23 protein-coding genes and 2 pseudogenes are annotated in these 26,758 nt (G+C 70.2%); 16 read left to right on the top strand and 9 right to left on the bottom strand.

The features are described 5' to 3' along the window. Positions 1–17 precede the first annotated feature (17 nt). The 3 genes from ALI22I_RS11420 to ALI22I_RS11410 all read left to right on the top strand — a co-directional run bounded on the left by ALI22I_RS11420 (position 18) and on the right by ALI22I_RS11410 (position 3,442). Positions 18–896 carry a DUF6185 family protein gene (locus tag ALI22I_RS11420; RefSeq protein ID WP_077005434.1) on the top strand — a complete coding sequence of 293 codons (879 nt, stop codon included), beginning with the start codon at positions 18–20 and terminating at the stop codon, positions 894–896. A gap of 67 nt (positions 897–963) precedes the next feature. Then, on the top strand, positions 964–2,409 hold the full coding sequence (gene argG, locus ALI22I_RS11415; protein WP_077005433.1) for an argininosuccinate synthase: 1,446 nt from the start codon (positions 964–966) through the stop codon (positions 2,407–2,409). Between the two features lie 76 nt (positions 2,410–2,485). Beyond that, positions 2,486–3,442 (top strand): LLM class flavin-dependent oxidoreductase, encoded by a 957-nt coding sequence (locus ALI22I_RS11410; RefSeq protein ID WP_238598307.1) that lies wholly within the window; start codon positions 2,486–2,488, stop codon positions 3,440–3,442. 3 nt (positions 3,443–3,445) lie between these two features. Here ALI22I_RS11410 and ALI22I_RS11405 read toward each other — a convergent pair whose 3' ends face one another. Further along, positions 3,446–4,264, bottom strand: a complete 819-nt coding sequence (locus tag ALI22I_RS11405; protein ID WP_077005491.1) for a helix-turn-helix domain-containing protein — start codon at positions 4,262–4,264, stop codon at positions 3,446–3,448. Between the two features lie 85 nt (positions 4,265–4,349). Here ALI22I_RS11405 and ALI22I_RS11400 point away from each other — a divergent pair, with 85 nt between their 5' ends. Beyond that, positions 4,350–5,348: an aldo/keto reductase gene (locus ALI22I_RS11400; RefSeq protein WP_202970939.1), complete on the top strand. Its 999-nt coding sequence runs from the start codon at positions 4,350–4,352 to the stop codon at positions 5,346–5,348. A 48-nt stretch (positions 5,349–5,396) separates the two neighbouring features. Here the strand turns inward: ALI22I_RS11400 and ALI22I_RS11395 are convergent, their stop codons facing one another. From ALI22I_RS11395 to ALI22I_RS11385, 3 genes and pseudogenes are all read right to left on the bottom strand, one after another. After that, the gene (locus tag ALI22I_RS11395) at positions 5,397–5,753 is read right to left on the bottom strand and encodes a beta-1,3-glucanase family protein (RefSeq protein WP_238598306.1); all 357 of its coding nucleotides are present in this window, start codon (positions 5,751–5,753) and stop codon (positions 5,397–5,399) included. Next, complete coding sequence (locus ALI22I_RS11390) at positions 5,750–6,787, bottom strand: NAD(P)/FAD-dependent oxidoreductase (protein ID WP_202970938.1); 1,038 nt, start codon at positions 6,785–6,787, stop codon at positions 5,750–5,752. The genes ALI22I_RS11395 and ALI22I_RS11390 overlap by 4 nt, the downstream gene beginning before the upstream one ends. A 61-nt stretch (positions 6,788–6,848) precedes the next feature. Beyond that, positions 6,849–7,370, bottom strand: a pseudogene (locus ALI22I_RS11385) (MFS transporter); the annotation flags it as partial. A gap of 205 nt (positions 7,371–7,575) precedes the next feature. On the opposite strand from ALI22I_RS11385, the gene ALI22I_RS11380 reads away from it, so the two are divergent. The 4 genes and pseudogenes from ALI22I_RS11380 (at position 7,576) to ALI22I_RS11365 (ending at position 13,439) form a co-directional block, all read left to right on the top strand. Next, positions 7,576–8,250, top strand: a complete 675-nt coding sequence (locus ALI22I_RS11380) for a TetR/AcrR family transcriptional regulator (protein WP_443216926.1) — start codon at positions 7,576–7,578, stop codon at positions 8,248–8,250. A gap of 205 nt (positions 8,251–8,455) precedes the next feature. Next, positions 8,456–9,457 (top strand): annotated as a pseudogene (locus ALI22I_RS11375) (cytochrome P450); the annotation flags it as partial. A 140-nt stretch (positions 9,458–9,597) separates the two neighbouring features. Next, positions 9,598–10,950 carry a 3' terminal RNA ribose 2'-O-methyltransferase Hen1 gene (locus ALI22I_RS11370; RefSeq protein WP_077005431.1) on the top strand — a complete coding sequence of 451 codons (1,353 nt, stop codon included), beginning with the start codon at positions 9,598–9,600 and terminating at the stop codon, positions 10,948–10,950. Continuing rightward, the gene (locus tag ALI22I_RS11365; protein ID WP_077005430.1) at positions 10,950–13,439 is read left to right on the top strand and encodes a polynucleotide kinase-phosphatase; all 2,490 of its coding nucleotides are present in this window, start codon (positions 10,950–10,952) and stop codon (positions 13,437–13,439) included. Before ALI22I_RS11370 ends, ALI22I_RS11365 begins: the two co-directional genes overlap by 1 nt. On the opposite strand, the gene ALI22I_RS11360 is transcribed toward ALI22I_RS11365, so the two are convergent. Beyond that, positions 13,436–14,047: a hypothetical protein gene (locus tag ALI22I_RS11360; protein ID WP_077005429.1), complete on the bottom strand. Its 612-nt coding sequence runs from the start codon at positions 14,045–14,047 to the stop codon at positions 13,436–13,438. The genes ALI22I_RS11365 and ALI22I_RS11360 overlap by 4 nt on opposite strands. Before the next feature lie 58 nt (positions 14,048–14,105). Further along, positions 14,106–16,352: a hypothetical protein gene (locus tag ALI22I_RS11355; protein WP_202970937.1), complete on the bottom strand. Its 2,247-nt coding sequence runs from the start codon at positions 16,350–16,352 to the stop codon at positions 14,106–14,108. Between the two features lie 444 nt (positions 16,353–16,796). Between ALI22I_RS11355 and ALI22I_RS11350 the strand changes: the two genes are divergently transcribed. From ALI22I_RS11350 to ALI22I_RS11335, 4 genes are all read left to right on the top strand, one after another. Continuing rightward, positions 16,797–17,927 (top strand): ABC transporter substrate-binding protein, encoded by a 1,131-nt coding sequence (locus tag ALI22I_RS11350; protein ID WP_077005428.1) that lies wholly within the window; start codon positions 16,797–16,799, stop codon positions 17,925–17,927. A 96-nt stretch (positions 17,928–18,023) separates the two neighbouring features. After that, the gene (locus ALI22I_RS11345) at positions 18,024–18,860 is read left to right on the top strand and encodes an ABC transporter permease (protein ID WP_238598305.1); all 837 of its coding nucleotides are present in this window, start codon (positions 18,024–18,026) and stop codon (positions 18,858–18,860) included. Beyond that, a complete protein-coding gene (locus ALI22I_RS11340) occupies positions 18,848–19,651 on the top strand; it encodes an ABC transporter permease (protein ID WP_077005426.1) in 804 nt (267 codons plus the stop codon). The genes ALI22I_RS11345 and ALI22I_RS11340 overlap by 13 nt, the downstream gene beginning before the upstream one ends. A gap of 2 nt (positions 19,652–19,653) precedes the next feature. Then, the gene (locus tag ALI22I_RS11335) at positions 19,654–20,697 is read left to right on the top strand and encodes an ABC transporter ATP-binding protein (RefSeq protein ID WP_077005425.1); all 1,044 of its coding nucleotides are present in this window, start codon (positions 19,654–19,656) and stop codon (positions 20,695–20,697) included. Positions 20,698–20,765: 68 nt separating this feature from the next. Here the strand turns inward: ALI22I_RS11335 and ALI22I_RS11330 are convergent, their stop codons facing one another. Next, complete coding sequence (locus ALI22I_RS11330; RefSeq protein ID WP_077005424.1) at positions 20,766–21,380, bottom strand: hypothetical protein; 615 nt, start codon at positions 21,378–21,380, stop codon at positions 20,766–20,768. Positions 21,381–21,599: 219 nt separating this feature from the next. Then, positions 21,600–23,099 carry an LVIVD repeat-containing protein gene (locus tag ALI22I_RS11325; RefSeq protein WP_077005423.1) on the bottom strand — a complete coding sequence of 500 codons (1,500 nt, stop codon included), beginning with the start codon at positions 23,097–23,099 and terminating at the stop codon, positions 21,600–21,602. A 153-nt stretch (positions 23,100–23,252) separates the two neighbouring features. On the opposite strand from ALI22I_RS11325, the gene ALI22I_RS11320 reads away from it, so the two are divergent. Further along, the gene (locus ALI22I_RS11320) at positions 23,253–23,876 is read left to right on the top strand and encodes a DUF305 domain-containing protein (RefSeq protein ID WP_077005422.1); all 624 of its coding nucleotides are present in this window, start codon (positions 23,253–23,255) and stop codon (positions 23,874–23,876) included. Between the two features lie 15 nt (positions 23,877–23,891). On the opposite strand, the gene ALI22I_RS11315 is transcribed toward ALI22I_RS11320, so the two are convergent. Next, entirely contained in the window at positions 23,892–24,206 is a 315-nt protein-coding gene (locus ALI22I_RS11315) for an antibiotic biosynthesis monooxygenase family protein (protein ID WP_077005421.1), read from the bottom strand. An 81-nt stretch (positions 24,207–24,287) separates the two neighbouring features. Between ALI22I_RS11315 and ALI22I_RS11310 the strand changes: the two genes are divergently transcribed. From ALI22I_RS11310 to ALI22I_RS11300, 3 genes are all read left to right on the top strand, one after another. Then, positions 24,288–24,869: a TetR/AcrR family transcriptional regulator gene (locus ALI22I_RS11310; protein ID WP_077005420.1), complete on the top strand. Its 582-nt coding sequence runs from the start codon at positions 24,288–24,290 to the stop codon at positions 24,867–24,869. A gap of 246 nt (positions 24,870–25,115) precedes the next feature. Continuing rightward, positions 25,116–26,024 (top strand): ABC transporter ATP-binding protein, encoded by a 909-nt coding sequence (locus ALI22I_RS11305; RefSeq protein WP_077005419.1) that lies wholly within the window; start codon positions 25,116–25,118, stop codon positions 26,022–26,024. A 5-nt stretch (positions 26,025–26,029) separates the two neighbouring features. After that, a complete protein-coding gene (locus ALI22I_RS11300) occupies positions 26,030–26,755 on the top strand; it encodes an ABC transporter permease (protein WP_077005418.1) in 726 nt (241 codons plus the stop codon). Positions 26,756–26,758: the final 3 nt, after the last annotated feature.

Below are 26,758 nucleotides of genomic sequence, written 5' to 3'. Positions count from 1 at the left end.
GTGGGCGGCAGTCCCCGGTGGGCGCCGCGATCGTGCTGTTCGCGATCGGGCCGATGTGGTGGGACGTCCAGCTGTGGGGCATCTGGTGGTGGGTCTGGGTGCTGGGCGCGGTCGCCATCGCCCTGTTCTGGCTGCTGTGGTCCCGGCTGTGGCCGCCGGTGCTCGACCGCCCCTCCGTCGAGACCGGTGACCTGCGGCTGGAGCACCTGCGGCACCGCGCCAAGCAGTGGTACACCGACCGGCCCGCACGTGCGCCGACGCCCACACCCGCGCACGTGCTGATCGCGGCCGGTCCCGGTGGGGCACCCTCGGCCAACATGGCAACCGCCGTCCGGTTCGCCGCCCTGCCCTCGGCCATCGCCGGCGCGGGGCTGTTGATCACCAAGTGGGTCACCTACCCGCTCCTGTCGGTCGACCAACAGGACTCCGTCGTCCTCGGCCTGATCGACACCGTCGCGTGGGAAGTGGTCGAGTGGCTGCTGGCCGCCGCGGCACTCGGCCTCGCCTGGCAGCACCTCCCCGGCCGGCGTGGCCTGGTCAAGGCCCTACCCCTGGTGCTGACCTACGCCACCACGCCCGTGATCCTCTTCTGGGCCACCCGCGCGTCCGACGGCGTCCCCGACTGGGTGCCGCTCGCCGACGTGGCACTGTTCGCGCTGGTGATGGTGTTCGTCGCGCTCCGCCTGGACTTCGCCGCCCTGGACGGTGTGCACGAGGCTTCGCCCCGATCCGGCCGGCTGCACCGGCTGCTCGACGCCTTCGGGCTCGGTGACCTGCCCCGATGGTCTTTCGGACTGATCACCTTCGTCGCGTTGGTCCTGCCGATCTGGACCGCGCTCACCGGCGGTGAGGCGTCGTTCCCCAGCATCGATCCGGCACAGCTCTCACGTCGCTGAGAGCGGTGAGGCCAGGTCTCATGACCCGGGTGTGAATGGTCATGCAGTGTCGTGCATAATTCGGATCGTGTCCAAGGTGCTCACTTCCCTCCCCGCCGACGAGCGCGTCGGCATTGCCTTCTCCGGTGGCCTCGACACCTCGGTGGCGGTCGCGTGGATGCGTGAGAAGGGCGCGGTGCCGTGCACGTACACCGCTGACATCGGTCAGTACGACGAGCCGGACATCGAGTCTGTGCCGGGGCGCGCCGCGGCGTACGGCGCGGAGATCGCCCGGCTGGTCGACTGCCGCGCGGCGCTCGTGGAGGAGGGGCTCGCGGCGCTGGCCTGCGGGGCGTTCCACATCCGGTCCGGCGGTCGTGCCTACTTCAACACCACCCCGCTCGGCCGGGCGGTCACGGGCACCATGCTGGTGCGCGCCATGCTCGACGACGACGTCCAGATCTGGGGCGACGGCTCGACCTACAAGGGCAACGACATCGAGCGGTTCTACCGCTACGGCCTGTTGGCCAACCCCTCCCTGCGGATCTACAAGCCGTGGCTGGACGCCGAGTTCGTCGGCGAGCTCGGCGGCCGCAAGGAGATGTCCGAGTGGTTGCTCGCCCGCGACCTGCCGTACCGGGCCAGCACCGAGAAGGCGTACTCCACCGACGCGAACATCTGGGGCGCGACGCACGAGGCCAAGGCGCTCGAACACCTCGACGCGGGCATCGAACTCGTCGACCCGATCATGGGTGTGCGGTTCTGGGACCCCGCCGTCGAGATCCCCACCGAGGACGTCTCGATCGGCTTCGAGCAGGGCCGGCCGGTCACGATCAACGGCAAGGAGTTCGGGTCCGCCGTCGACCTGGTGCTGGAGGCCAACGCCATCGGCGGCCGGCACGGCCTGGGCATGTCAGACCAGATCGAGAACCGGGTCATCGAGGCCAAGAGCCGCGGCATCTACGAGGCGCCGGGCATGGCGTTGCTGCACGCCGCCTACGAGCGACTGGTCAACGCGATCCACAACGAGGACACCGTCGCCGCCTACCACAACGAGGGCCGCAAGCTGGGCCGGCTGCTGTACGAAGGCCGCTGGCTGGACCCGCAGGCGCTGATGGTGCGCGAGTCGTTGCAGCGCTGGGTCGGCACGGCGGTCACCGGCGAGGTCACCTTCCGCCTGCGCCGCGGTGAGGACTACTCGATCCTGGACACCACCGGGCCCGCGTTCAGCTACCACCCGGACAAGCTGTCCATGGAGCGGACCGAGGACTCCGCGTTCGGCCCGGTCGACCGCATCGGCCAGCTGACCATGCGCAACCTCGACATCGCCGACTCCCGCGCCAAGCTGGAGCAGTACGCCGCACTCGGCATGGTCGGCAGCCCGCAGGCGTCCTTGATCGGCGCCACCCAGGTCACCCCGACCGAGCTGATCGGCGCGATGCCCGAGGGCGGCGCCGAGGCGATCGCCTCCCGCGGCGAAGTCGCCGACGACGAGCTGCTCGACCACGCCGCCTTGGAGGCCGGCAACGACTGACCGGTCGTCGCGTGCCGGGCCGCGCGTCGCGGTCCGGCCGGCTACGATCAAGGCCGGTCTGCCGAAGGGGTCTGTGTTGAGTCGTTCCGGATCGGTCGGGGTGATGCTCCCCCGCGACCTCGAACCCTCGCAGGTGTTGCCGTTCGCACGGCACGCGGACGAACTCGGGTTCGACGAGCTGTGGGTGGTGGAGGACCTGGGGTTTCGCGGGGGCGTCGCCCAGACCGCGGCGGTGTTGGCGGCCACGACCAGCATCCGGGTCGGCATCGGGCTGCTGCCGGTCGGGGCGCGCAACGCGGCGTTCGCGGCCATGGAGATCGCGACGCTCGCCCAGCTGTTCCCCGGACGGGTCGACGTCGGCATCGGGCACGGCATGCCGGGGTGGATGCGGTCGGTGGGGGAGTGGCCGGCCAGTCCGCTGACGTTGTTGGAGGAGTACCTCCGCGCGGTGATCGCCCTGGTGCGCGGGGACGTGGTCGAGCGGGGTGAGTACGTCGCGTTGGACGCCGTGAGGCTGGAGGCCGCGTGCGTGCCGGAGAACGCGCCGCTCATCCTCGCCGGGGTGCGGGGGCCGCGGTCGCTCGCCCTGTCCGGGCGGGTGGCGGACGGGACGATCCTGGCCGAGCCGACGACGCCGGAGTACGCCCGCGCGGCGCTCAAGCACGTCGACGCGCGGCGGCCTCATCGGCTCGTGGGGTACAACGTGGCCGCCGTCCACGCGGACGCGGGCGTGGCGGTCGAGGCGGTCCGGGCCGGACTGGAGTGGATCGGTGAGCCCGACTGGGCGCCGCACCTGGCCCCGCTGCCGTTCGCGGAGGAGTTCGCGGCACTGCGCCGGGAGTGCGGGAGCCGGGAGGAGTTCGTGCGCCGGCTGCCGGAGGAGTGGGTGCGACAGCTCTCGGTGACCGGCACGCCCGAGGACGCGCGGAAACGGCTGGACGAGCTGTTCGCCGCGGGCGTGGACAGCGTCGTGCTCTTCCCCATGGGCGCAGATCCCCTGCAGGCCGTGGAGCAGTTGGCAGCGGTGCTGTAGGGCTTACGACGTGTGCGCCAGGGCGTGCGACGAGAGGGTGTGGGACGTCGTGGCGTCGGCGGGCAGGTAGACGACCAGGCGGTGGTCCTCGTCGCCGGGCACGGTCAGGCTCTCGTAGGCCAGCCGCAGCTCGCCCGCCTCGGGGTGCCGCCACCGTTCGACCCCCGTCCCGGAGGGCAGCACGGCGGAGGCGCTGAAGCGGCGGCCGAACTCGGTGCCCGCGGTGATCGACAGCTCCTCGGCGAGCACGGCCGCCGCGCCGTCGCCCAGGTCGGCCGCGGCACGCAGGGCGCCGGCCCGTTCGTCGGCCACCCGTTCCCAGTCCGGGAACACCGTGCGCGCCCTGGGGTCGCCGAACACGAACCGCGTGAGGTTGGGCTGGTCGGCGTCGAGCAGACCCACCGGCGCGGCCAACCACCGGAAGCCGGCCGTACTGGCGAGCACGTCGCCCTGCGCGTCGGCGACGAACGCGGGCGTGGGCTCCAGCCGGTCGAGCATCGCCAGCACGGTGGGGCGCACCGGAAGCGGGGCGGTCGCCGGGCACGTCATGCCGCTGCCCGCCTTCACCAGCCGGTGCAGGTGCACGCGCTCGTGGGACGAGAGCCCCAACGCATCGGCCAGCGCACCGAGGACCTGCGCCGACGGGTGCCGGTCGCGACCGCGTTCCAGGCGGGTCAGGTACTCGACGCTGATGCCCGCGAGATCGGCCAGTTCGCCGCGCCGCAGGCCCGGTGTGCGGCGACGCGTGCCGGTCGGCAGCCCGACCTCGGACGGGGTGATCGTCTCCCTCCGGGCACGCAGGAACCCTCCCAGCACGTTCATGGTCGCCGAGTCTAGGTCGCGCCGCGCGGAGAGGGTCCCCGCCGGGGCCTCCCTCCGGTGGCCCCGCCGTTCCAGGCTGTGGGGCATGAACATGAGGTACCGGCTCTTCGGCCAGACCGGGTTGCGCGTGTCGGAACTCCTGCTGGGCACCATGACCTTCAGCGACCCCGCCGAGTCGCGGCGCATCGTGGACGCCTACGCCGACGCGGGCGGCAACGTCCTGGACACCGCGTCGGCCTATGGGCCCAGTGAGGAACTGCTCGGCTCGATCGTCGAGCGCCGCGACAGGTTCGTCATCGGCACCAAGTACACGTTGTCGCGTGACGCCGCCGACCCGAACGCCTCGGGCAACCACCGCAAGAACCTGGCGCTGTCACTGGAACAGAGCCTGCACCGGCTGCGCACCGACTACATCGACATCTACTGGGTGCACATCTGGGACCGGCACACCCCGGTCGAGGAGACCATGCGCGCGCTCGACGACGCGGTCCGCGCGGGGAAGATCCTCTACATCGGCATCTCCGACGCCCCGGCCTGGGTCGTCTCCCGCGCCAACACCCTCGCGCAGTGGCGCGACTGGACACCGTTCGCCGGCCTCCAAGTGCCCTACAACCTGCTGAAACGGGACGCCGAGCGGGAACTGCTGCCGATGGCCGAGGCGCTCGGGCTGAGCGTGACCGCGTGGGCGCCGCTCGCGGCCGGCAAGCTGTCCGGCGCCGCCGACGCACCAGCCGGATCGCCGACCTCGAAGCGGGTGGACCCGGCGTCGCTGACCGAGCGCGAACGTGCGGCGGCCAAGGCGGTCCGGGAGGTCGCCGACGAGCTGGGGGTCCGCCCGGCCCAGGTGGCCCTCGCGTGGACGCGCGGCAAGTCCCGTGCGGTGCTGCCGCTGGTCGGCGTGAGCAGCGTCGCGCAGCTCACCGAGAACCTCGGCGCGCTCGACCTCACCCTGTCCGATGACGCGATCAAGCGGCTGGAGGCGGCGACGGAGTTCGAGCTCGGGTTCCCCGGCGACTTCATCGCCGAGTGCGAGCCGTCCCCGTTCGTCTTCGGCGACACCGCGACCAGGGTCGATCCGCGGTGAGGGGGCCGCTCGGGCCACGGTGTCGTGGCCCGAGCGGCGGTCTGGCCTCTAGTTGAACGGGTCGAGCGTGATGTAGGCCTGCTGCGGGTTGCCGTCGTGGACCAGCGACTCGTGCGCGCCGACGTCGTCGAACGCGAAGCCGTACGCCTTGCCGTCGGCCATCTGGGCGTGGATCTTGCGCGAGTAGTGGTTGGTCACCGCGTCCTGGTAGAAGCCGCTGTTCCCGGTGCCGGGCTGGTTCGGGTTGGTCAGCAGCGTGGAGCGGTTGTAGCCGGCGCACAGCGTCCGCGAGATCGGGCCGCGCACCTGGTCGTTCGGCGCGTCCAGCAGCTTGTGGCAGTACTCGGTCCAGTTGAACAGGCCGGGCGACGCCGTGCTGTCAACGTCGCCCGGTGAACCGCTCACAGCCCGTGGCGGCGGCTGCCCATCACGAGCTCGGCGACACGTGCTTCGGACGCGGCGGAGAACGGGTGGGCGGCGACTGCCCACCGGGTGTCCTCGGTGACGAGATCGGCGTTGATCTGGGCTCCCGCCGCGGCCCCCGCCGCTGCGGCGCTACCGACCTGCGCGAGCAGATCGGTGACGTTGCCCGCGAACCACACCCCCGGCACGTCGGTGCGGCCGGTCGCGTCGGTCGGGATGTGCTCGCCGAACCCGGACGGGTGCTCGGCCGGTAGCAGCCCCAGTGCTGCCAGGAAGCCGGCCCGCGCCACCATCCGCGTCGCGACCGTCACCACCTGGAGGTTGACGACCTTGCCGTCGCCTAGTCGCACGCCGACGATCCGGTCCTCGGCGACTTCCAGGGACGCCACCTCGCCGTGCACGACGTTGATGCCCCGGGCTGCCAGTTGCTCCGCCTGCTCGTCGTCGAGCGGCGGCGTGGTGTGGGAGAAGAACGTGACGTCGGCGCTCAGTTGCCGGAACAGCAACGCCTGGTGCACCGCCATCGGCCCGCTGGCCAGCACGCCGATCGCCTGGTCACGGACCTCCCAGCCGTGGCAGTACGGGCAGTGCACGACATCCCGGCCCCAGCGTTCCCGCAGTCCCGGCACGTCCGGCAGTTCGTCGACCAGCCCGGTGGCCACCAGCAACCTTCGCGCGCGGACCGTGCGGCCGTCGGCCAGCGTCACCGTGAACCCGGTGTCCGCGCGCGCCACGGTTTCCACTTCGCCGGACACCACGTGACCGCCGTAGCCGCGGACTTCCGCCCGGCCTCGTTCCAGCAGCTCGGCCGGCGGCATTCCGTCCCGGGCCAGCAGCCCGTGCACGCCCGAGGCCGGGGCGTTGCGCGGCTTGCCACCGTCGATCACCACCACCGACCGCCGGGACCGGGTGAGCATCAACGCCCCGTTCAAGCCCGCGGCGCCACCGCCGACCACCACCACGTCGTAGCTGTCGTTCAACTGATCGGTCACGACGACCACCTCCACGACCACCATGCGAGCCGGTGCACCGAACTGGCAAGCCGTGTTGCTGTTCTGGCAACAAGGAGGCGTGGGAGAGCATGTGCCAGTCCACCCGGTCGGCCAGCAGGGCCGCTGCGGGCAGGCCCAGCGCGCCACCCACACCCAGCGACGCGCTCATCACCGCGGTGGCCGAACCGAGCCGTTCCGGGGGCAGCTCGTCGCGCATGATGCTGATGCCCAGCGGGATGACGCCCGCGGCCATGCCTTGCAGGACCCGCCCCACGACCATGGGCCCGAGGCTGTCGCTCAGCGCGCCGACGACCGAGCCCACGACCAGCAGCGCCAGGCTGATCAGGAGCATCCGCCGCTTGCCGTACATGTCGCCCAGGCGGCCGACGGTCGGCGTGGCGACGGAGGCGGCGAGCAGCGTGGCGGTGATCGCCCACGCGGTGTCCGCCGCCGAGGCGTTCAGCAGTCGGGGCAGTTGCGGGATCAGGGGGATGACGATCGTCTGCATGAGCGCCACGGTGATGCCCGCGAAGGCGAGCACCACCACGACGGTGTTCGCCGCCGGTGGGGCGGACGGGCCGCTGGTGCGGACACGTGCACTGGACATGGCGGGGCCTCCGTCGGGAGGGGGACAGGACTAGAATTAAATCAGTTGATTGACTTAGGCTAATCCTCCCGGTGCCGCCGGGGAGCGCGACGAGGTCGATGTGGAGGAGGTCACCCGTGAGGAAGACCAAGGGCGGGAGGTTGCCCGCGCGGCCGGTCGGCGACCCGTACTCCGCGATCCGTGACTCGCCCGAGCTGCCTGTACGGTGGTGGTCGTGGTGACGGACGTCGGCAGAACCCCGAGGGCGGAGCAGGTAGGAGCCACTCGGCAGCAGATCCTCACCACGGCGGAGCGGTTGTTCGCCGAGCAGGGGCTGTACGCGGTGTCCAACCGCCAGATCAGCGCCGCCGCGGGACAGGGCAACAACGCGGCCGTCGGTTACCACTTCGGCACCAAGGCCGACCTGGTGCGGGCCATCGTGCGCAGGCACACCGTCCGGGTCGAGTTGCTGCGGCAGGAGATGGTGTCCGCCGCCGCCGGGTCGCGGGACGCGCGGGACTGGGTGGCCTGCCTGGTGCGCCCGACCATCACGCACCTGGCGTCACTGGGCGACCCGACCTGGTTCGCCAGGTTCAGCGCGCAGGTCCTGACCGATCCCGCCTTCCGGGAGATGATGTCCGCCGAAGCCCTCGCCGATGTGTCGTTGCGGCAGGTTCTGGACAACCTCACCGAGCTCACGCCCGACATACCGGACGACGTGCGCGCGGATCGCAGCCACATGATCCGTCACCTCATCGTGCACGTCTGCGCCGAGCGCGAGCGTGCCGTCGCCGAGAGCGCCCTGACGCCGAGGTCCACTTGGGACGAGGCCGCCACGGGGCTCATCGACGCGATCACGGGCCTGTGGACGGCCCCGTGCACCGCCGCCCCTCGGCGCTGATCGACCGGTAGCGCGTCGGCCGGAGGTGTCCCCCTCCGGCTCCGCGCGGTGACCGCTGCCCCGTGACGAAGTGGTGCTTCGCCCGTTCGCCACAAACGCGAGGTTCGTTCCTGTTCGCAATCGGTTCATCACGTTGCGTCGCGGCAGGACGTGGGGCATGCTTAAGTCAGTCGATTGACTCAACTCGAATTGATCACTGAGAGGGGCCCGGGTCTCGGAGGACGAGTCCGGCGGGGTGTTCAACAGCGAGATGGCGACGGTGCTCCCGCAGCACGGCGAGGCGCACCAGCAGTGGCGGCGCCTGCTCAACAGGTACTTCACCGCCAAGCGCATGGCCGCGCTGCGGCCCCAGATCGAGGCGATGGCCGACGAGCTCATCGACGCGATGCTGGAGAAGGGGCAGCCGGCGGACCTCAAGGCGGCCTTCGCCTTCCCGCTGCCGGTGTGGGTGATCTGCGAGATCCTCGGCGTGCCGGACTCGGACCGGGACAAGTTCGCCTACTGGTCGGACACCCTGCTCAGCATGACCCGGTACACGCGGGAGGAGATCGGCAAGGCGCAGGCCGAGTTCGGCGCGTACCTGGCGGGCCACGTCGCGGCCAAGCGCCTGAACCCGGGCGACGACCTGCTCAGCGAGCTGATCACCTACACCGACGCCGAGGGCCGGCCGCTGCCCGACGGCATCCTGGTGGCGGCCGGCCAGGGCCTGCTGGTGGCCGGGCACGAGACCACCGCCAACATGATCGCCAAGATGATGGCGATGCTGCTGTCCGACCGGTCCCGCTGGGAGGCGCTGCTGGCGAACCCGTCGCTCGTGCGTTCCGCGTCGGAGGAGGCGTTGCGGCTCGACGTCAACGCCGGGTTCGGCATGCTGCGCTACATCGACGCCGACTTCGAGATCGGCGACACCGTGGTCCCGGCCGGGACGACGGTGGTGTGCAGCATGGCCGCCGCCAACCGGGACGAGAAGGCGTTCGAGCGTGCCGACGAGATGGACCTCGCCCGCACCCCGAACCCCCACCTGTCCTTCGGCGCCGGTGCGCACTCGTGCCTCGGGCAGGCGTTGGCCCGCACGGAGTTGCAGGTCGTCCTCGACGTGCTGCTGCGTCGGCTGCCGACGCTGAAGCTCGCCGTCGAGCCGGCGGAGTTGAAGCGCGTGGAAGGGCTGCTCGTCGGCGGGTTGCAGGGTCTCCCGGCGGCCTGGTGATCACGCTGACCTGGTGATCGCGGTGCCCGGTCCGTGAGGGCCGGGCACCTCCACGACCCCGGACAACGCGGTCGTCCACCTGAGCCGGTCTCGTCGTAATTTGGCGGCGGCGCGAGAACCGCTCGTCCACACTGGTCCGTGTGCTGCTCACCCTGACCACGACCCACCGCCCGGCCACCGCCCTCAGCCACCTGCTGCACAAACATCCCGAACGGGCGCAGTCGTTCACCACCTCCTCGGGCACCGCGCACGTCTTCTACCCGCGCGCGGACGATGAGGAGTGCACGGTCGCGCTGCTGTTGGAGGTCGATCCGGTCGCGCTGGTGCGCGGGCCCGGCAGCACGCTCACCCAGTACGTCAACGACCGCCCGTACGTCGCCGGTTCGCTGCTGACCGTCGCCCTCGGCTCGGTCTTCCGCACCGCCATGAGCGGCCGCAGCAAGAGCCACCAGGACGTGGCCGCCACCCCGATCCCGCTCACCGTCCGCGTCCCGGTCCTGCCGCACCGCCTGGTGGAACGCCTGTTCACGCCGCTCGGCTGGACCACGCGCATCGTCCCCGTCCCGCTCGGGGACGGCGAGGACTCGCGCTACGCCGACGTCACCCTCACAGGCACCCTCACCCTGTCCGACGCCCTGAAGCACCTCTACGTCCTCCTCCCCGTGCTCGACGGCAACAAGCACTACTGGGTCTCCCAGGACGAGGTGGACAAGCTGTTGCGCGCGGGGGAGGGGTGGCTCGGCACGCACCCGGACCGTGAGCTGATCACCACCCGGTACCTGATGCGCAGCCGTCCGCTGGTGCAGTCCGCGCTGTCCCGCCTGGCCGACGTGGAGGAGCTCGAGCCGGAGGAACTGGACAACGCGCTCACCGAGCCGAAGGTCTCGCTGGCCGTCCAGCGCCGCGAAGCGGTCCTCGACCAGCTCAAGCAGGCCGGCGCACGCACGGTCCTGGACCTCGGTTGCGGTGGCGGTGCGCTGCTGCGCGCCCTGCTCGAACACCCCGAGTTCACCCACATCCACGGCGTCGACGTGTCCTCGCGCGCACTGGCCACGGCGGAGCGCAAGCTCCACGTGGACCGGATGTCGGACCGCCAACGCGCCCGGCTCACGTTGCGCCAGTCGTCGCTGACCTACGCCGACCCGGCGCTGAAGGGCTACGACGCCGCCGTGCTGATGGAGGTCGTGGAACACCTCGACCCGGACCGCCTGCCCGCGTTGGAGCACTCGGTGTTCGTCGTCGCGCGCCCGCGCACGGTCCTGGTCACCACGCCGAACGTCGAGTACAACGCCCTGTTCGAGACGCTGCCCGAGAACCAGCACCGGCACTCGGATCACCGCTTCGAGTGGACCCGCGCCGAGTTCGAGGACTGGACGAACGGTGTCGCGCAGCGGCGCGGCTACACCGTGCGCCACCTGCCGATCGGACCGGTCGACGACGAGCGCGGCGCGCCGACCCAGCTCGCGGTCTTCGTTGTGGGGGACGAGAACTGATGGAACTCAAGATCCCGGACCTGTGCCTGGTGGTGCTGGTCGGCGCGTCCGGCTCGGGCAAGTCGACGTTCGCGCGCAGGCACTTCGCGCCGACCCAGATCCTGTCCAGCGACTACTTCCGCGGGCTGGTCGCCGACGACGAGAACGACCAGTCGGCGTCCGGCGCCGCGTTCGAGGTGCTGCACTTCGTGGCGGGCAAGCGGCTGGACGCGGGCCGCACCACGGTCATCGACGCGACGAACGTGCAGCGGGCCGACCGCGCGCACCTGGTCGAGCTGGCCCGCGCGCACAACGTGCTGCCGGTCGCGATCGTGCTGGACACCCCCGAGGAGGTCTGCCTCGCGCGCAACGCCGACCGCCCGGACCGCGACTTCGGCGCGCACGTCGTGCGCCGGCACCGGATGGCGTTGCGCAAGTCGCTGAAGTTCCTCGGCAAGGAGGGCTTCAAGCGGGTGCACGTGCTGCGCACGCAGTCCGAAGTGGACGAAGCGGTCATCGTGCCGGAGAAGCTGCTCAACGACCTCCGCCACGAGACCGGCCCGTTCGACGTGATCGGCGACGTGCACGGCTGCCGCGCGGAACTGGAGGACCTGCTCGTCAAGCTCGGCTACGCGCTGGTGCGTGACGAGGAGGGACGTCCGGTGGACGCCGTCCCGCCGGCGGGCAGGCGCGCGGCGTTCGTCGGCGACCTGGTCGACCGCGGCCCGGACACGCCGGGTGTGCTGCGGCTGGTCATGGGCATGGTGGAGGCGGGTCACGCGTTCGCCGTGTGCGGTAACCACGAGCAGAAGCTGGTGCGCGCGCTGCGCGGCCGGAACGTGCAGCTCAAGCACGGTCTGGCCGAGTCGCTGGCGCAGCTCGCGGCCGAGCCGGAGGAGTTCCGCGAGCGCGTCGAGCAGTTCTGCGACGGCCTGATCGCGCACTACGTGCTCGACGGCGGCGACTTGGTGATCGCGCACGCGGGCCTGCCGGAGAACTTCCACGGCCGGGCGTCCGCGCGAGTGCGCAGCTTCGCGCTCTACGGCGACACCACCGGCGAGACCGACGAGTACGGCCTGCCGGTGCGCTACCCGTGGGCGACCGAGTACCGCGGTAAGGCGACCGTGCTCTACGGGCACACGCCCACGCCCGAAGCGGAGTGGATCAACAACACCATGTGCCTGGACACCGGTGTGGTGTTCGGCGGCAAGCTGACCGCGTTGCGCTACCCGGAGCGCGAGGTCGTGTCGGTCGACGCGCACGAGGTCTGGTACGAGCCGGTGCGCCCGCTCGTCGCGCCCGAGCCGGACCGTGAGCCGGACGTGCTCGCGCTGTCCGACGTCACCGGCCACCGGTTCGTCGAGACGGCCCACCGGGGCCGGATCGGCGTGCGCCCGGAGCAGGCCGCGTCGGCGTTGGAGGTGATGAGCCGCTTCGCGATCGACCCGCACGCGTTGCTGTACCTGCCGCCGACGATGGCGCCGACGGCGACATCGCAGCGGCCGGATGTGCTGGAGCACCCCGAGGACGCTTTCGCCGAGTACCGGAACGCGGGCGTGCGCGAGGTGATCTGCGAGGAGAAGCACATGGGGTCGCGCGCGGTGATCCTCGTGCGCAAAGACCACGGAGGCGTGATCCACACGCGCACGGGCCGTGCGTTCTTCGACCCGCCGTTGGGCGACGAGCTGCTGGCCCGCGTTCGCGAGGAGGTGACCAGGGCCGGTCTGTGGGAGGAGTTCGACACCGACTGGCTGCTGCTCGACTCCGAGCTGCTGCCGTGGAACGCCAAGGCGGCCGGGCTGATCAAGGAGCAGTACGCCTCGGTCGGCGCGGCGGCCACGGGCGCTCTCGGCGTGGCGGTGGACGTGCTCGCGCGGACCGCCGAGCGCGGCATCGACGTCGCCGAACTGTTGCGCCGCACGGAGAGCAGGCTGGCCAACGCCACCGGCTACCGCGATGCCTACCAGCGGTACGTCCGGTCGACCGACGGGCTGGCCGGGATCGGCATCGCGCCGTTCCAACTGCTCGCCGCACGCGGCCGGACGTTCCACGACCGGGACCACCTGTGGCACCTGGACGTGCTCGGCCGGCTCCAGGGCGACCTGTTCACCCGCACCCGGCACCTGGTGGTCGACACGACCGACGACGAGCAGGTCGCGGCGGGTATCCGCTGGTGGGAGGAGCTGACCGCGGCCGGCGGCGAGGGCATGGTGGTCAAGCCGTTGGCGAACCTGGTGCGCGGCGATCGCGGTCTCGTGCAGCCGGGCGTGAAGGTGCGTGGGCGCGAGTACCTGCGGATCATCTACGGCCCGGACTACACCGAGCCGGAGAACCTGGAACGCCTGCGCAAGCGCGGTCTGGGCGCCAAGCGCTCGCTCGCGATCCGTGAGTACGCGCTGGGCCTGGAAGCGCTGGAGCGAGTCGCCCGCGACGAGCCGCTGTGGCGCGTGCACGAGTGCGTGTTCGCCGTTCTCGCGCTGGAGTCGGAGCCGGTCGACCCCCGGCTCTAGACGCGGACCGTGCCGCGTGCCTGGGGACGGCGCGCGGCACGGACGATCGGGTACACGACCACGATCAGCATGGACAGTGCCGGGATCGACCGCCCCAGCACGAACTCGACGAACACGTAGTCGAACGCGGGCACGGCCAGGCACAACGCGAAACCCCACGGCGGCGCGGCCTTCGGCTTGGTCGGTGAGGCCCACGGCGTCCGCTTGAACGGCTTGGCCACCGACAGCCACACCTGGCAGGCCAGCGCCGAGGCCATCAGCAGCGACCCGACGCGCATCAGCAACGGCGAGCCGTCCGGGTGCAGGTTCGGGCTGAGCACGAAGATCCCCACGTACAGCTGGGTGAACGTGATCACGAACTTCGCCAGCACCCACCAGTGCCGGAAGTAACCCCACACGGTGAGCCCGGACAGCATCAGCCCGCTGAACGCCGACGTGGTGGCCATGAACTGGAGCACTTCGACGTCGAGCAGCACCGCCGCGTCGAACGCCGACAGCCGGTCGGGCGCGGACAGCGCGTAATCCACCACGACGAACAAGGCCAACGCCATGAACATCCAGCCCGTGGACGTGACGACGTGCAACCAGACCAGCAACTTCCGGCTCATGAACAACCCCCACTAGTAGCCGCACTACATATAGTACGGCTACTAGTGGGGTGCTCGCTCAGACCCGGCAGGGACTGCCGCCGGGCTCGCCCGGCAACGCCTCCACGTTCGCCTTCGCCTCACCGAGCACCACGTCGGTCAACGCGGTGTCCAGCGCGAACGCCCGCTGCACCACGTTGGTCGGCGTGGTCGTGGTGTTGTTGAGCTGCAACGAACCGATCAACAGCGGGATGGTCAGCGGCGCGCTGCCCACGGTCACCGCGACCCCGTTGATCCGCAGGCTCGCGATCTGCGACGACCCGGCGAACACCGGGTTGAGGTTCGCGTCGCACGTCACCGACGCGCTCGCCTGGATGACGCCCACCTCGATGTTCACCAGCAGGCTGCTGATCCGGGTGTACTCGATCCGGGCGGTGGACACCGCGCCGTCACCGGGAGCCGGTGGCAGGGCGAGCAGGTCGTCCGGGGTCTGCTCGGTCCGCGCGGTCAACGCGTTGGCCCGCACGCCCAGGATGCCCGCGGACAGGTTCACGTTCGCCACGTTGGCGTAGTCGTCCACGCACGGCACGTCCGGCGGGTTGGCGCGCGCCACCACGATCCCGGCCAGGTTCAGCGCGGTCGCCTGGCAGGAGAACACACCGGTCCGCTCCGAGGTCTTGATCCGCAGGTCCGACAGCACCGGGCTGTCACCGGACGGGTTCGCCGTCAACGTCGCCCGCACCTCGATGTACCGGCCGACCCGCGCGAACTCGACCCCGTTGGCCACCGGCGCGAACGCCTCGCCGGCCAGGCCCGCCTCGGTGTCGGACGTGCGCGCCTCCACCGTGATCGAGGTGCCCGGCGGGACGCTGCCCTCCGCCTCGGTGTTCCAGGTGACCGTGCCCCAGGTCTGCCCCGTGACGCCGCCGTCCTGCACCACCGACCACGTGCCGACCGGCGCGGTGATCTCGCCGAGCACCGATCCGGTCATATCGCTGTAGTTGTACGGCCCCGCGCCCTCGCCGAGGTCCACGGTCAGGTCGACCGCGCCGACCGGGAACCCGCCGCCGCCGACCGGACCGGCGTCCGGGTCGATGCGCTGGGCGTTGTTGGTGGTGAGGTTGGTGACCCACACCTTGCCGTTGGTGTCCACCGCGACACCCGTGGGTCCGGTGCCGCCGGGCAGGGTCACGTTTCCGACGTACGTGCCGTCGGTGCGCAGGTGGCCGACCGTGGTCGCGCCGAACAGCGCGTGCGCCACCCACACGTTGCCCTCGCCGTCGACCGCGACGCCCTGCGCGTTCTCGTTGCCGTGGGGGAAGGAACCGAGCACGGTGCCGTCGGCAGCCAGCTTCACGACCCGGTTACCGGCCACCTTGGTGTGCCAGATCTCGCCCGTTCGAGGGTCCATGCCCAGGCCGTAATCGCCGTGCGTGGTGTCCAGGCACGCGCCGCTGTCCGTGCCGGGTTCGTAGCGCAGCAGGTTCGAGCCGTACCGGGCCGACCACAGCGTGCCCGCCTGGTCGACCAGCCCTCCGTAGCCGCCGCAGCCCAGGCTGAACGGCGCGGTCAGCGGTGAGCCGTCGGCGCCGGAGATCTTCTGGTGCTGGGTGTTGGAGCCGCCGGTCCACAGGTTGTTGTCGGCGTCCACGGCGACCGTGCGGGTGTTCGTGCCCGCGACCCGGCTGTAGGTGATCAGGCATTCGTCGGCCGCGGTGGTGACGCCGCCGTTGTTGTCGGCGCCACCCGCGTTGGTCCACGGCCGGATGTCATCCCGACCGCGTGACGTGGCGTACAAGCCGTCCTCGTCGCGGTCTTCGCAGGTGTTGTAGGCGAACGGGCCCTTCAGGTAGTCGCCCGTCGGGTTGTCCGTGCCGTCGGCGTTCACCCTGGTGCCGCCGAGGATCACGCCGACGCGGGTGACCGAGCCCTGCCCGCCCGTCGCCTCGTCCCGGTTGGACAGCCAGGTGTTGCCGAGCTTGTCGACCGTGGTGCGGGACGGGTTGCGCCCGCGCCCGTTCGGCGCGGACAGCCATTCGCCGACGATCGCGCCGGTGTTCACGTCGATGCGCAGCATCGTGCCGCGCGCGGACGCGGCGACGTTGACGAACGGGAAGAACGCGCTGCGCCGGTCGAGTTGCAGTTGGTCGTTGTTCGGGGAGTCGTGGTTGACGTCCTGGAGCACGCCCTGGTCGAAATCCGCGTCCAGCGTGTAGAGCACGTCCTCTCCGGCTACGGGTGCGGCCGACGCGGTCGACGGCAGTCCGACGGGGAGCAGCAGCGCGCCGGCAGCGGCCAACGCGGTGAATCTTCGTGGGTGACGCATGGATCTGCCCTTCCGGGGGTAGGGGATTCGGGGCATTTCCGTCACGTGACAACCGGGTGTCGAAAGCCGATCGGGGCGTGTTACCGGGCCCGGGTAATATGAGTAGACAATTAGGCAGAAATAGGGCCGGTGGTTCATCCCTTTCCGAACACGGCTCACCCCAACGGCCCACCGGCGCGTTCCGGGCGGTGAATGTCGACGTTGCCGGTGACGTCCGACGGCCCAACACCGTGGGCTGACCGGGCGAATCCGGCCGGTACCGGCCGGAGTGCCGTGCGGCCCGCCCGTTAACCCGCGGGCCACCGGGAATTCGCCCACGTCATCGAACAGGTCTCAGTCGGCGTCCCCGGCTTGACAAACGATCACGACGTCCCGAATCCTCCGCTGGTCTGAACGTTTTGCTCGTGCGCGTAAAAACCTTGTCACCCGAGGAAGGTTCGACCCGTGAACCACACCCGAGTCCTGCGGTCGGTCGGCATCGGCGTCACCGCGCTGGCGCTCGTCGCGGCCTGCGGCACGCCACCGCCCAAGGACGGCGCCGCGAGTGACACCCCCGCGGCCACCGCGAAGTCCGCCGCCGAGTTCGGCGGGCTGGACAAGCTCGTCGAGGCCGCCAAGAAGGAGGGCAAGCTCAACGTCATCGCGCTGCCCCCGGACTGGGCCAACTACGGCGAGATGATCAAGGCGTTCGAGGCGAAGTACGGCATCGCGGTCGACTCCGCCCAGCCCGACGCCTCCAGCCAGGACGAGATCAACGCCGCCAAGCAGCTCAAGGGCGGCGACCGCGCGCCGGACGTGTTCGACCTCGGCCTCAACGTGGCGCTGGCCAACACCGACCTGTTCGCGCCCTACCAGGTGCAGACCTGGGCGGACATCCCCGCCGAGCTGAAGGAGTCCACCGGGCTCTACTACGGCGACTACGGCGGCTTCATGTCCATCGGCTACGACGCGGCCAAGGTGCCCGCGCCGACGTCGGTCAAGGACCTGCTCAAGCCCGAGTACCAGGGCAAGGTCGCGCTCAACGGCGACCCGACGCAGGCCGGCGCCGCGTTCTCCGGCGTGGTGATGGCCTCGCTGGGCAACGGCGGCTCGGCCGACGACATCGCACCCGGCGTGGAGTTCTTCAAGCAGCTCAAGGCCGCGGGCAACTTCCTGCCGGTCGACCCGTCGCCCGCGACCATCGAGTCCGGTCAGACGCCGGTCGTGATCGACTGGGACTACACCAACGCCGCGCAGACCGCGAAGCTCGCGGGCAAGGCCGACTGGAAGGTCGTCGTCCCGTCCGGCGCGCAGGTCGGCGCGTACTACAACCAGGCGGTCAACAAGGACGCGCCGCACCCGGCCGCCGCGCGGCTGTGGCAGGAGTTCCTGTACTCCGACGAGGGCCAGAACATCTTCCTCAAGGGCCTGTCGCGGCCGGTTCGAATGGACGCGATGACCAAGTCCGGCAAGGTCGACGCGGACGCGGCGGCCAAGCTGCCGAAGACCGAGGGCGAGCAGGTGTTCCTGACCCAGGCGCAGTCCGACAAGGCCAAGCAGGTGCTGTCCACCACGTGGGCGCAGGCGGTGGGCTGACCGGTGGTCGCACCCGTCACGACCGCGGTCGGGGATGGCCCGAAAGGGGATAGCACCGGGAAAGCCGCCCCCGGCCGCGGGCCCGGTCGGACGTGGTTGGCGTGGCTGGTCGTGGTGCCGTTCCTGGCCTACGTCGGCACGTTCCTGCTCTACCCGACCGTGCTGGTGCTCGCCGGGTCGTTCCAGGACTCGGACGGCGCCTTCACGCTGGCCAACCTGGCCGACCTGACCCGAGGCGTGTACCTCCAGGCGTTCCTGCGCAGCGTGGAGCTGTCCGCGATCACCGCCCTGCTGGGCGCGGTGTTCGGCGCGCTGCTGTCGTGGGCGGTGGCTGTCGGCAAGCCGGAAGGGCTGCTGCGCCGTGTGGTGGTGGCCGGCGCCGGTGTGCTCGCGCAGTTCGGCGGCGTGCCGCTGGCGTTCGCGTTCCTGGCCACGATCGGCTTCCAGGGCTTCGTCACGCAGTTCCTCCGGGACTCGTTCGGCGTCGACCTGTTCGCCACCGGCGCGTGGCTGTTCGAACTGCCCGGCCTGACCCTGGTCTACACGTTCTTCCAGATCCCGCTGATGGTCATCGTGTTCCTGCCCGCCCTGGACGGCCTGCGTCCGCAGTGGAGGGAGGCGGTGGACAGCCTCGGCGGCTCGTCGTGGACGTACTGGCGGCACGTCGGCGGCCCGATCCTCCTGCCCGCGTTCCTCGGCTCGTTGTTGCTGCTGTTCGCCAACGCGTTCTCCGCCTACGCCACGGCGGCGGCGCTGGTGTCGCAGGGCAGCCCGATCGTGCCGTTGCAGATCCGGGGTTTCCTGACCGGCGAGGTGCTGCTGGGGCAGGAGAACCTGGGCAAGGCGCTCGGTCTGGGCATGGTCGTGGTGGTCGGCGTGGCGATGGGCCTGTACGCGTTGTTGCAGCGGAGGTTCGCCCGATGGCAGCGGTGACAAAGCTGACCAGATCGACCGGACGCGCTGTCGCCCGGTTCGTGATCCTGCTGGTGCTCGGCGTGTTCTTCCTGCTGCCGCTGTTCGCGATGGCGGAGTTCTCCACTCGCGGTGCGGGCGGCACGCGCAGCCTCGCGTCGTGGTCGGGGATCGTGGACGACCCGGACCTGGTCGAGTCGATCCTGGTGTCGGTGCAGCTGGCGGTGGCCAGTTCGCTGGTCATGCTGGTGCTGCTGGTGCCGACCATGACGTGGATTCGGCTGCGGCTGCCGAAGCTGCGCCGGCTGGTGGAGTTCCTGTGCCTGCTGCCGGTGGCCATCCCGGCGATCGTGCTGGTGGTGGGCATGGCGCCGCTGTACGCGTGGGTGAACTACTTCCTCGGCGACTCGCCGTTGACGCTGACGTTCGCCTATGCGGTGCTGGTGCTGCCGTTCGCCTACCGGGCCATCGACGCGGGCCTGTCCGCGATCGACCTGAAGACGCTGGCGGAAGCGGCCCGCGGCCTCGGCGCGTCCTGGGGCACGGTGCTGCTGCGGATCGTGGTGCCCAACATCCGCACCGCGCTGATCGGCGCGTCACTGCTGTCGGTGGCGTTGGTGCTGGGCGAGTTCACCATCGCGTCGCTGCTGAACTTCAACACCTTGCAGGTTCAGGTCAACCTGCTCGGCAAGCGCGACGCGGGCGTGTCGATCGCGGTGTCGCTGCTGAGCCTGCTGTTCGCGTTCGTGCTGCTGTTCCTGCTCTCGTTCATCGGCAGGCGTCGGCGGGACACCGCCGTCGAGGAAGGCTGATCATGGGGTACCTGCGACTGGACGGGCTGCGCAAGTCGTTCGGCGGCCAGACCGCGCTCGACGGGCTCGACCTGGCCCTCGCCGAGGGCGAGCTGGTCAGCCTGCTCGGACCGAGCGGCTGCGGCAAGACGACCGCGTTGCGCATCGTCGCCGGGTTCGAGACCGCCGACGCGGGCACGGTCCTGGTGGACGGCCGCGACATCACCGGCGTGCCCGCGAACAAGCGGGACATGGGCATGGTGTTCCAGGCCTACAGCTTGTTCCCGAACATGACCGTGACGCAGAACGTCGCGTTCGGCCTGCGGCTGCGGAAAGCGCCCGACCGGACCGGGCGGGTCGCCGAACTGCTGGAGCTGGTCGGGCTCGCCCACCTGGGCAAGCGGTACCCGCACCAGCTGTCCGGCGGCCAGCAGCAGCGGGTGGCGCTGGCCCGTGCGTTGGCGATCCAGCCGCGCGTGCTGCTGCTGGACGAGCCGCTGTCCGCGTTGGACGCGAAGGTGCGGGTGAACCTGCGTGACGAGATCCGGCGCATCCAGACCGAGCTGGGCATGACCACGCTGTTCGTCACGCACGACCAGGAGGAGGCGCTGGCCGTCTCCGACCGCGTCGGCGTGATGTCGCAGGGCAGGCTGGAGCAGCTGGACACGCCCGCGGTCGTGTACCGGGAGCCCGCGTCGGCGTTCGTGGCGCAGTTCGTCGGCGTGACCAACGCGGTGTACGGCACGGCCGAGGCGGGTGGCGTGCGGCTGGGCGCGTTCCGGTTGGCCACCGACGCGGCCGAGGGGCTGTCCGGTGACGTCAAGGTGATCGTGCGGCCGGAGGACATCGGCATCGCACAGCACAGCGGTCAGGCCAACGGCGCGTTGGTCGGCAACGTGCTGACGCAGAGCTTCCTCGGGCCGGTGACCAGGCTGTCGGTCCGGCTCGACGGCGGTGAGCAGATCGTGCGGGTGGACCAGCCGTCCAGCCGAGCGGCCGACTTCCCGCCCGGCACGACCGTCGCGCTGGACCTCGCGGAGAACAGGCTGATGGTGGTGGAGGCGTGATCCCGGCCTGACGACCCGATGACGGCTCGGCGCGCTCGTGGCGTTCGTGCTTTCCGGACGGCGCGGCGCTACGGTCGGCGCAGTTTCGTCAACCTGAGCCGTTCGGCTTCGGACAACGCCGAATCGGTCAGCACGCGCACACCGCGGGCACCGATCGGCAGACCGTTCACCGAAGTCACCCACCCGGTTGGCACATCGGTGAACAAGGTGACTTCCGGCGCGTCGGCGAAATGGCCGTAACCCAATACCGTCGACCGGCTCACGCCCGATCCGTTCAACACCACGTAATCCTGGTCGGCCAGGGTCGGATCGGTCACCCACGGCACTTCGTCGCCCAGTGCCCAGCCGCCCACGCCGCCGTAGCGCAGCAGGAACGTGCGGGCGTGCTGGATGGTGATCACGTAGTGGTGGTCGGATTCCGACTCGACCGGGACCGGCGTGCGGGCGAAGGTCAGGCCGTAGGAGACGCCCGCCGTGCGCAGGGTGCGGGAGAACGCCGCCAGGTCGCCGCCGCCGGTGCTGATCGCCCGCGACAGCGTGCACCACGCGCCGGTGGCCGTCTGGTTCGGCAGGCGCGCGCCCGGCCACGGGTCCCGAATGGTCATGCCACCCCAGATGAGGCGCACGGCAGGGTGCGGCCAGACATTGTCGCGCTCACCCCGGTAGAGGGTCATGTCCGGCATGGGAATACTCCTCGCGAGGAATTCGTGAAGAGGAATCACGTCGATCCTACTCGCGGTAGGGCCGACCGCGAACTAATTCACCACCAAGGAGTACAGGTCCGCGAAAATGCGGTTTTAAAAGGGGGGATATGCAATGTTCACGGGCGGTGCGGACGAAGGGGCCCGCCGCGACCGCGCGGCGGGCCCCTCCTGGTGTCTCCAACGGCTAGGCCGTCCGGGCTACCTCGGGAACAGGTCCCGGTAGGAACCCTGCGTCTGCACGTTCAACTCGCCGATGCGGACGAACTTCGCCGTCGCGGTCCGCGGGTCGCGGATGTCCAGCACGTCGAAGCCCTTGGCCATGTCGGACGAGAAGATGTAGCCGTTGTAGTAGTACGCCGACCACGAGCCGCCGCCCGCGCCGTTGGGCAGCGGGCCGCGCTCGAACCAGCCGATCTCCTTGGGGTTGCTGGAGTCGGTGAAGTCCCAGATCGAGATGCCGCCCTGGTACCACGCCTGCACCATGATGTCGCGACCCTGCACGGGGATCAGCGAACCGTTGTGCGCCACGCAGTTCTCGGTGTCGGCCTGGGTCCGGGAGATCTTGTAGTACGAGCGGAACTCCAGCTCGCGACCGTCACCGCGACCGGTGATGTCGTAGATGCCGTCCGCACCGCGCGTCGGGCCGATCTTCTCGTTGCACACCGCCGCGCCGCCGCCGCCGAGCTCGTCGGTGAAGACGACCTTGGTGCCGGCGTTGTTGAAGGTGGCCGAGTGCCAGAACGCGAAGTTCACGTTGTCCTGCACGCGGCTGATCTCGCGGGGCTTCTCCCGGTCGGAGATGTCCCACAGCACGCCGTCACCCATGCAGGCGCCGGCCGCGAGGTCCTTCGACGGGTACACGGTGATGTCGTGGCAGCCGGAGGTGGCGCGGACGTAGCCGTCCTCGATCGTGCCGTCACGACCGGGGTTGCCGCCGTCCGGGAACAGCACGGTCTCGGTCAGCAGCGAGGCCGCCGCCGGGTTCTTCAGCGGCACCTTGACGATGGAGATCAGGTCGTGCGGCGGCTGGCAGTCCGGGAAGGTCGCGCTGGGCCCGTACGACGAGACGTACAGGTAGACGTCCTTGCCCTTCTTGTCCGGCACCAGCGTGTGCGTGTGCGAACCGCACTTGGTCTCGACCGCGGCGACGTACTTCGGGTTCTTCTTGTCACTGATGTCGAAGACCTTGATGCCCTCCCACGCGTCCTTGTTGGTGGCGGGGAGCGGCGTGCTGGAGCACGAGTTGTCGCTGCGTGACGAGTCGGTCGACAGGAACAGCAGGTTGTCCTTGACCGAGATGTCGTTCTGCGAGCCGGGGCACAGCACCGTGCTCACGACCGAAGGCTTGTGCGGGTTGCGGATGTCGTAGATGACGAAGCCGTCGTAGTTGCCGTCGTAGGCGTAGCCGCCCTGGAAAGCCAGGTCGGACCACGTGGTGTTGGCCGTGAACGGCGCGGGCTTCGGCAGGTTGGCCAGCAACTTCACGTTGCGGCTGTTGCGGATCTCGTCGACGCCGGGAATGCCGGTCGCCGGCTGTTCCTGGCTGGAGAGCTGGGCCTCCGAGAGGCCGGCCAGATCGGCGTCGTCCGGAGCCGCGGTCGCCTGAGGCGCCCAACTCAGGACCGACAGGCTAAGCGCGAACGCCCCCAAGACCGCCAGCGGCTTCCTCCGCCGTCGGGTCGAATCGCGTGCTTCCACTTCAGGTTCCCCTTCCACCCAGTGCAGGGCCCGCAGTATCGCCCCTTCGCAACGCTAAGGACTAGGCCCATTCGTTGGGAATCTTCTGGCTTTCGGCCGCCGGGACCCGACGGGTACGTTGGCTGCCGACCGGAGGTCTTAGGGGGTAGTGGGATGCGGATCGTGTTCGTCGCGGTGCTTATCGCCGTCCTGGCGGGGTGCACCGCGCAGGCGGGGGACCAGCCGCCGATCATCGCGCCGCAAGGCCCTGGTGAGCAGGCGCAGACGTTGTCGCCGGACGACATCGGCACCGACCGGTGGGTCGCGCCGAGCGAGGCGGACCTGAAGTACGTGGCCCGCATGATCGTGCACCACAAGCAGGCGTTGGACATGTCCGCGCTGGCGCCGGAGCGCGCGCAGAACGAGACCGTGCGCGGTCTGGCCTCGCGGATCTACGACGCGCAGGGCCCGGAGATCGGCGCCATGGAGCAGTGGCAGCGGCAGTTCGCCGAGAGCGCGTCCACGCACGGTCACAGCGCCGACCTGCCGGACGTGGACCACGAGTCCATGCCCGGCATGGCCACCGACGAGCAGTTGGCCGCGTTGAAGGCGGCCAGTGGCGCGGACTTCGACCGGCTCTACCTCCAGCTGATGATCGCCCACCACGAAGGCGCGTTGCAGATGGCGATCGAGCTGCTGTCCACCGGTTCCGACGTGCGGGTCGAGGAGATGGCCAACGACGTGGTCGCGTCCCAGACCGACGAGATCAACCGGATGAAGGCGATCACCATCCCGTAATGGTGATCACGCTGTTCAGGTGAGGAGTACGAGGTCTTCCGACGGCTGGAAGGTCTCCACGGCGTTGCCCGTCACGTGGCGGGCGATGCCGGCGTTGCGCTTGTGCGCCTCCTTGAACGAGTCCGACGCGACCCAGGCGCGGAAGTCGTCCTCGCTGTCGAACTCATTGACCGACACGTACGGCTGGTCCGGGCGGGTGGGGCGGAGCAACGTGCTGCGGCGCAGGCCGGGAACGCCGGGCAGGTAGGTGCGCATGTTGTTCCTGAAGTGCGCCTCGAACTCCTCGGCGCGCTCGGCGGGGACGAACAACCGGTTGGTCGCGACGAACATCCGACACCTCCGTGGTTCCCGACGCTGTGTAGGGAACTATCCCAACGGCGCGTCGGTAAAGCAAGGGTTAGGATGTGGCGCGTGCCCAGGATCAGCGCCGACACCCTGGCGCAGCACCGCGCGAACCGGCTGCGGGACCTGCTGGACGCGGGACGCGACATCGTCGCCTCGGAGGGCGCGGACGCGCTGACCCTCGCGTCGCTGGCCCGCCGCGTCGGGCTGTCGCGGCCGAGCCTGTACGAGTACTTCCGCTCCCGCGAGGAGCTGGTCGCCGCCATCGTGTCCGACGAGCTGCCGGAGTGGGCGCGCAAGCTGGTCGACGCGGTGCGCTCGGTGGACGGCGTCGAGGCCAAGATCGAGGCCTACCTCCGCACCGAGCTGGAGATCATCGCCGACGGCAGCCACAGCGCCGTCGTAGCCCTCTCCGCCCACACACTCCCCGAATCCGCCCGCACCCAGATCCGCGCCGAACACGAAAAGCTCCTGGCCCCCCTGACCGACGTCCTGGCCGAGGCCGACGTCCCCGCGCCCGCCCTCCGCGCCACCCTGATCCACGGCGCCGTCGAAGCCGCCGCCCGCACCCTCCGCCCCGGCGACCAACCCCACAACGAATCAGTGGTCACCGCCCTGATCACCCAGGTCCTACACGGCCTCACCACCTAAACCACCCCCGCGAGTCCAACCCCCAGCCCCCGAGAGTCGAACACTCAACTCGCGCGTGTCCAACCTTCGGAACGCGCGTGTCCAACGTTCAGAACGTGCGTGTCCAACGTTCGGAACAGCCGAATTCAACGCTCAGAACACCCAGCGAGGGTTCAGGGTGGTCTACGGGGGATCAACCGATCGGTTGATCCGAGATCTGGCCCGCCGAGTGATCCGGACGAACGCCGCCGCGACGACGCTGGACGCATGGCAATCATCGAGGTGGTCGACCTCGTCAAGAGGTACGACCAGAAAGTCGCGGTGGACGGCGTCTCGTTCGCCGTCGACGAGGGGGAGATCTTCGGAATCCTCGGTCCGAACGGGGCGGGAAAGACCACGACCGTCGAGTGCGTCGAGGGGCTGCGCTCGCCGGACGGCGGCACCATCAGGGTCGACGGCCTGGACCCGCAACGCGACCGGGCGCGGCTGCGCACCCGCCTGGGCGTGCAGCTGCAGCAGAGCGAACTGCCCGACCGCATCCGGGTCGGCGAGGCGCTGGACCTCTACGCCTCCTTCTACCGCGACCCCGCCGACTGGCGTGAACTGCTCGCGCGCCTGGGCCTGGCCGATCGCGCCAAGACCGAGTACCGCAAGCTCTCCGGCGGTCAGAAGCAACGCGTCTCCATCGCGTTGGCGCTGATCGGCAAGCCCAAGGTGGCCGTGCTGGACGAGCTCACCACGGGCCTGGACCCGCAGGCACGCCGCGACACGTGGAGCCTGGTCGAGCAGATCCGCGACGCCGGCGTCACGGTCGTCCTGGTCACCCACTTCATGGAAGAGGCCGAGCGGCTGTGCGACCGGATCGCCCTGATCGACGCGGGCAGGCTCGTCGCGGTGGACAGCCCGGCCGGGCTGGTGTCCCGAGTGGACGGTGAGCAGCGGGTCCGGTTCCGGCCGACCACGCCGTTCGACGTCGTGCTGCTGGAAGAGCTGCCCGAGGTCTCACAGGTCGAGAAGCACGGACCGCAGCTCGTTGTGACAGGAACGGGCAACCTGCTGCACGCCGTCACGTCCGTCCTGGCCCGCAACCAGATCGTCGCCGCCGACCTGCGCGTCGAGCAGGCGGACCTGGACGACGCCTTCATCCGCCTCACCGGCCGCGCGCTCACGGAGTAGGGACAATGCTGAAGATCGTCAACACCGAGTGGAAGCTGTTCCTGCGCGAGCCGAGCGCGGTGGTGTTCGCCGTCCTCTTCCCGACCATCCTGCTGCTGGTGCTCGGCGCGATCCCCGCGTTGCGCACTCCGGACCCGACTTTCGGCAACCTGCGGTTCATCGACGCCTACGTGTCCACCCTGGTGGTGATCGCGTTGGCGTTCCTGGGCTTGAACAAGCTGCCCGCCACCGTCGCCACCTACCGGGAGAAGGGCGTGCTGCGCCGCTTCTCCACCACCCCGGTCCACCCGGCACGCCTGCTGATCGCCCAGGTCGTCGTCAACCTGCTCGCGGGCGTGATCTCCATCGTGCTGCTCATGCTGGTGGGCCGGTTGGTGTTCGACATCGACCTGCCGCACCACCCGCTCGGGTTCCTGGCGACGTGCCTGCTGGGCATGTTGTCGCTGTCCGCCCTGGGCCTGCTGGTCGCGGCGTGGGCGCCGAACGCGCGGTCCGCGGGTGGCTGGTCGACCGTGGCGTTCATGCTGGTCATGTTCTTCGGCGGCGCGTACCTGCCCCGGTTCCTGATGCCGGAGTTCCTGATCCGCGTCGGCGAGTACCTGCCGCCGGGCGTCGGCGCGTTGCAGGAGTCGTGGCTGGGCATCGCGCCGGACCCGGTGCAACTCGCCGTCCTGGCCCTGATCACGCTGGCAGCCGGTACGGTCGCGGCGAAGTCGTTCCGCTGGGAGTAGGGG

Origin of the sequence: Saccharothrix sp. ALI-22-I (genome assembly GCF_001984175.1) — a bacterium.
In the GTDB taxonomy this organism is placed as follows: domain Bacteria; phylum Actinomycetota; class Actinomycetes; order Mycobacteriales; family Pseudonocardiaceae; genus Actinosynnema.
The sequence above is the reverse complement of the archived record's forward strand: the minus strand, read 5'-3'. Positions and strand labels throughout refer to the sequence as shown.

Bases quoted from the DNA above. Each gene is read 5' to 3' on its own strand.
- ALI22I_RS11405 (WP_077005491.1), bottom strand. From the start codon at position 4,264: ATGAACGTGCTGGGAGGGTTCCTGCGTGCCCGGAGGGAGACGATCACC.
- ALI22I_RS11400 (WP_202970939.1), top strand. From the start codon at position 4,350: ATGAACATGAGGTACCGGCTCTTCGGCCAGACCGGGTTGCGCGTGTCG.
- ALI22I_RS11390 (WP_202970938.1), bottom strand. From the start codon at position 6,787: ATGGTGGTCGTGGAGGTGGTCGTCGTGACCGATCAGTTGAACGACAGC.
- ALI22I_RS11365 (WP_077005430.1), top strand. From the start codon at position 10,950: ATGGAACTCAAGATCCCGGACCTGTGCCTGGTGGTGCTGGTCGGCGCG.
- ALI22I_RS11360 (WP_077005429.1), bottom strand. From the start codon at position 14,047: ATGAGCCGGAAGTTGCTGGTCTGGTTGCACGTCGTCACGTCCACGGGC.
- ALI22I_RS11355 (WP_202970937.1), bottom strand. From the start codon at position 16,352: ATGCGTCACCCACGAAGATTCACCGCGTTGGCCGCTGCCGGCGCGCTG.
- ALI22I_RS11340 (WP_077005426.1), top strand. From the start codon at position 18,848: ATGGCAGCGGTGACAAAGCTGACCAGATCGACCGGACGCGCTGTCGCC.
- ALI22I_RS11335 (WP_077005425.1), top strand. From the start codon at position 19,654: ATGGGGTACCTGCGACTGGACGGGCTGCGCAAGTCGTTCGGCGGCCAG.
- ALI22I_RS11330 (WP_077005424.1), bottom strand. From the start codon at position 21,380: ATGCCGGACATGACCCTCTACCGGGGTGAGCGCGACAATGTCTGGCCG.
- ALI22I_RS11320 (WP_077005422.1), top strand. From the start codon at position 23,253: ATGCGGATCGTGTTCGTCGCGGTGCTTATCGCCGTCCTGGCGGGGTGC.
- ALI22I_RS11315 (WP_077005421.1), bottom strand. From the start codon at position 24,206: ATGTTCGTCGCGACCAACCGGTTGTTCGTCCCCGCCGAGCGCGCCGAG.
- ALI22I_RS11305 (WP_077005419.1), top strand. From the start codon at position 25,116: ATGGCAATCATCGAGGTGGTCGACCTCGTCAAGAGGTACGACCAGAAA.
- ALI22I_RS11300 (WP_077005418.1), top strand. From the start codon at position 26,030: ATGCTGAAGATCGTCAACACCGAGTGGAAGCTGTTCCTGCGCGAGCCG.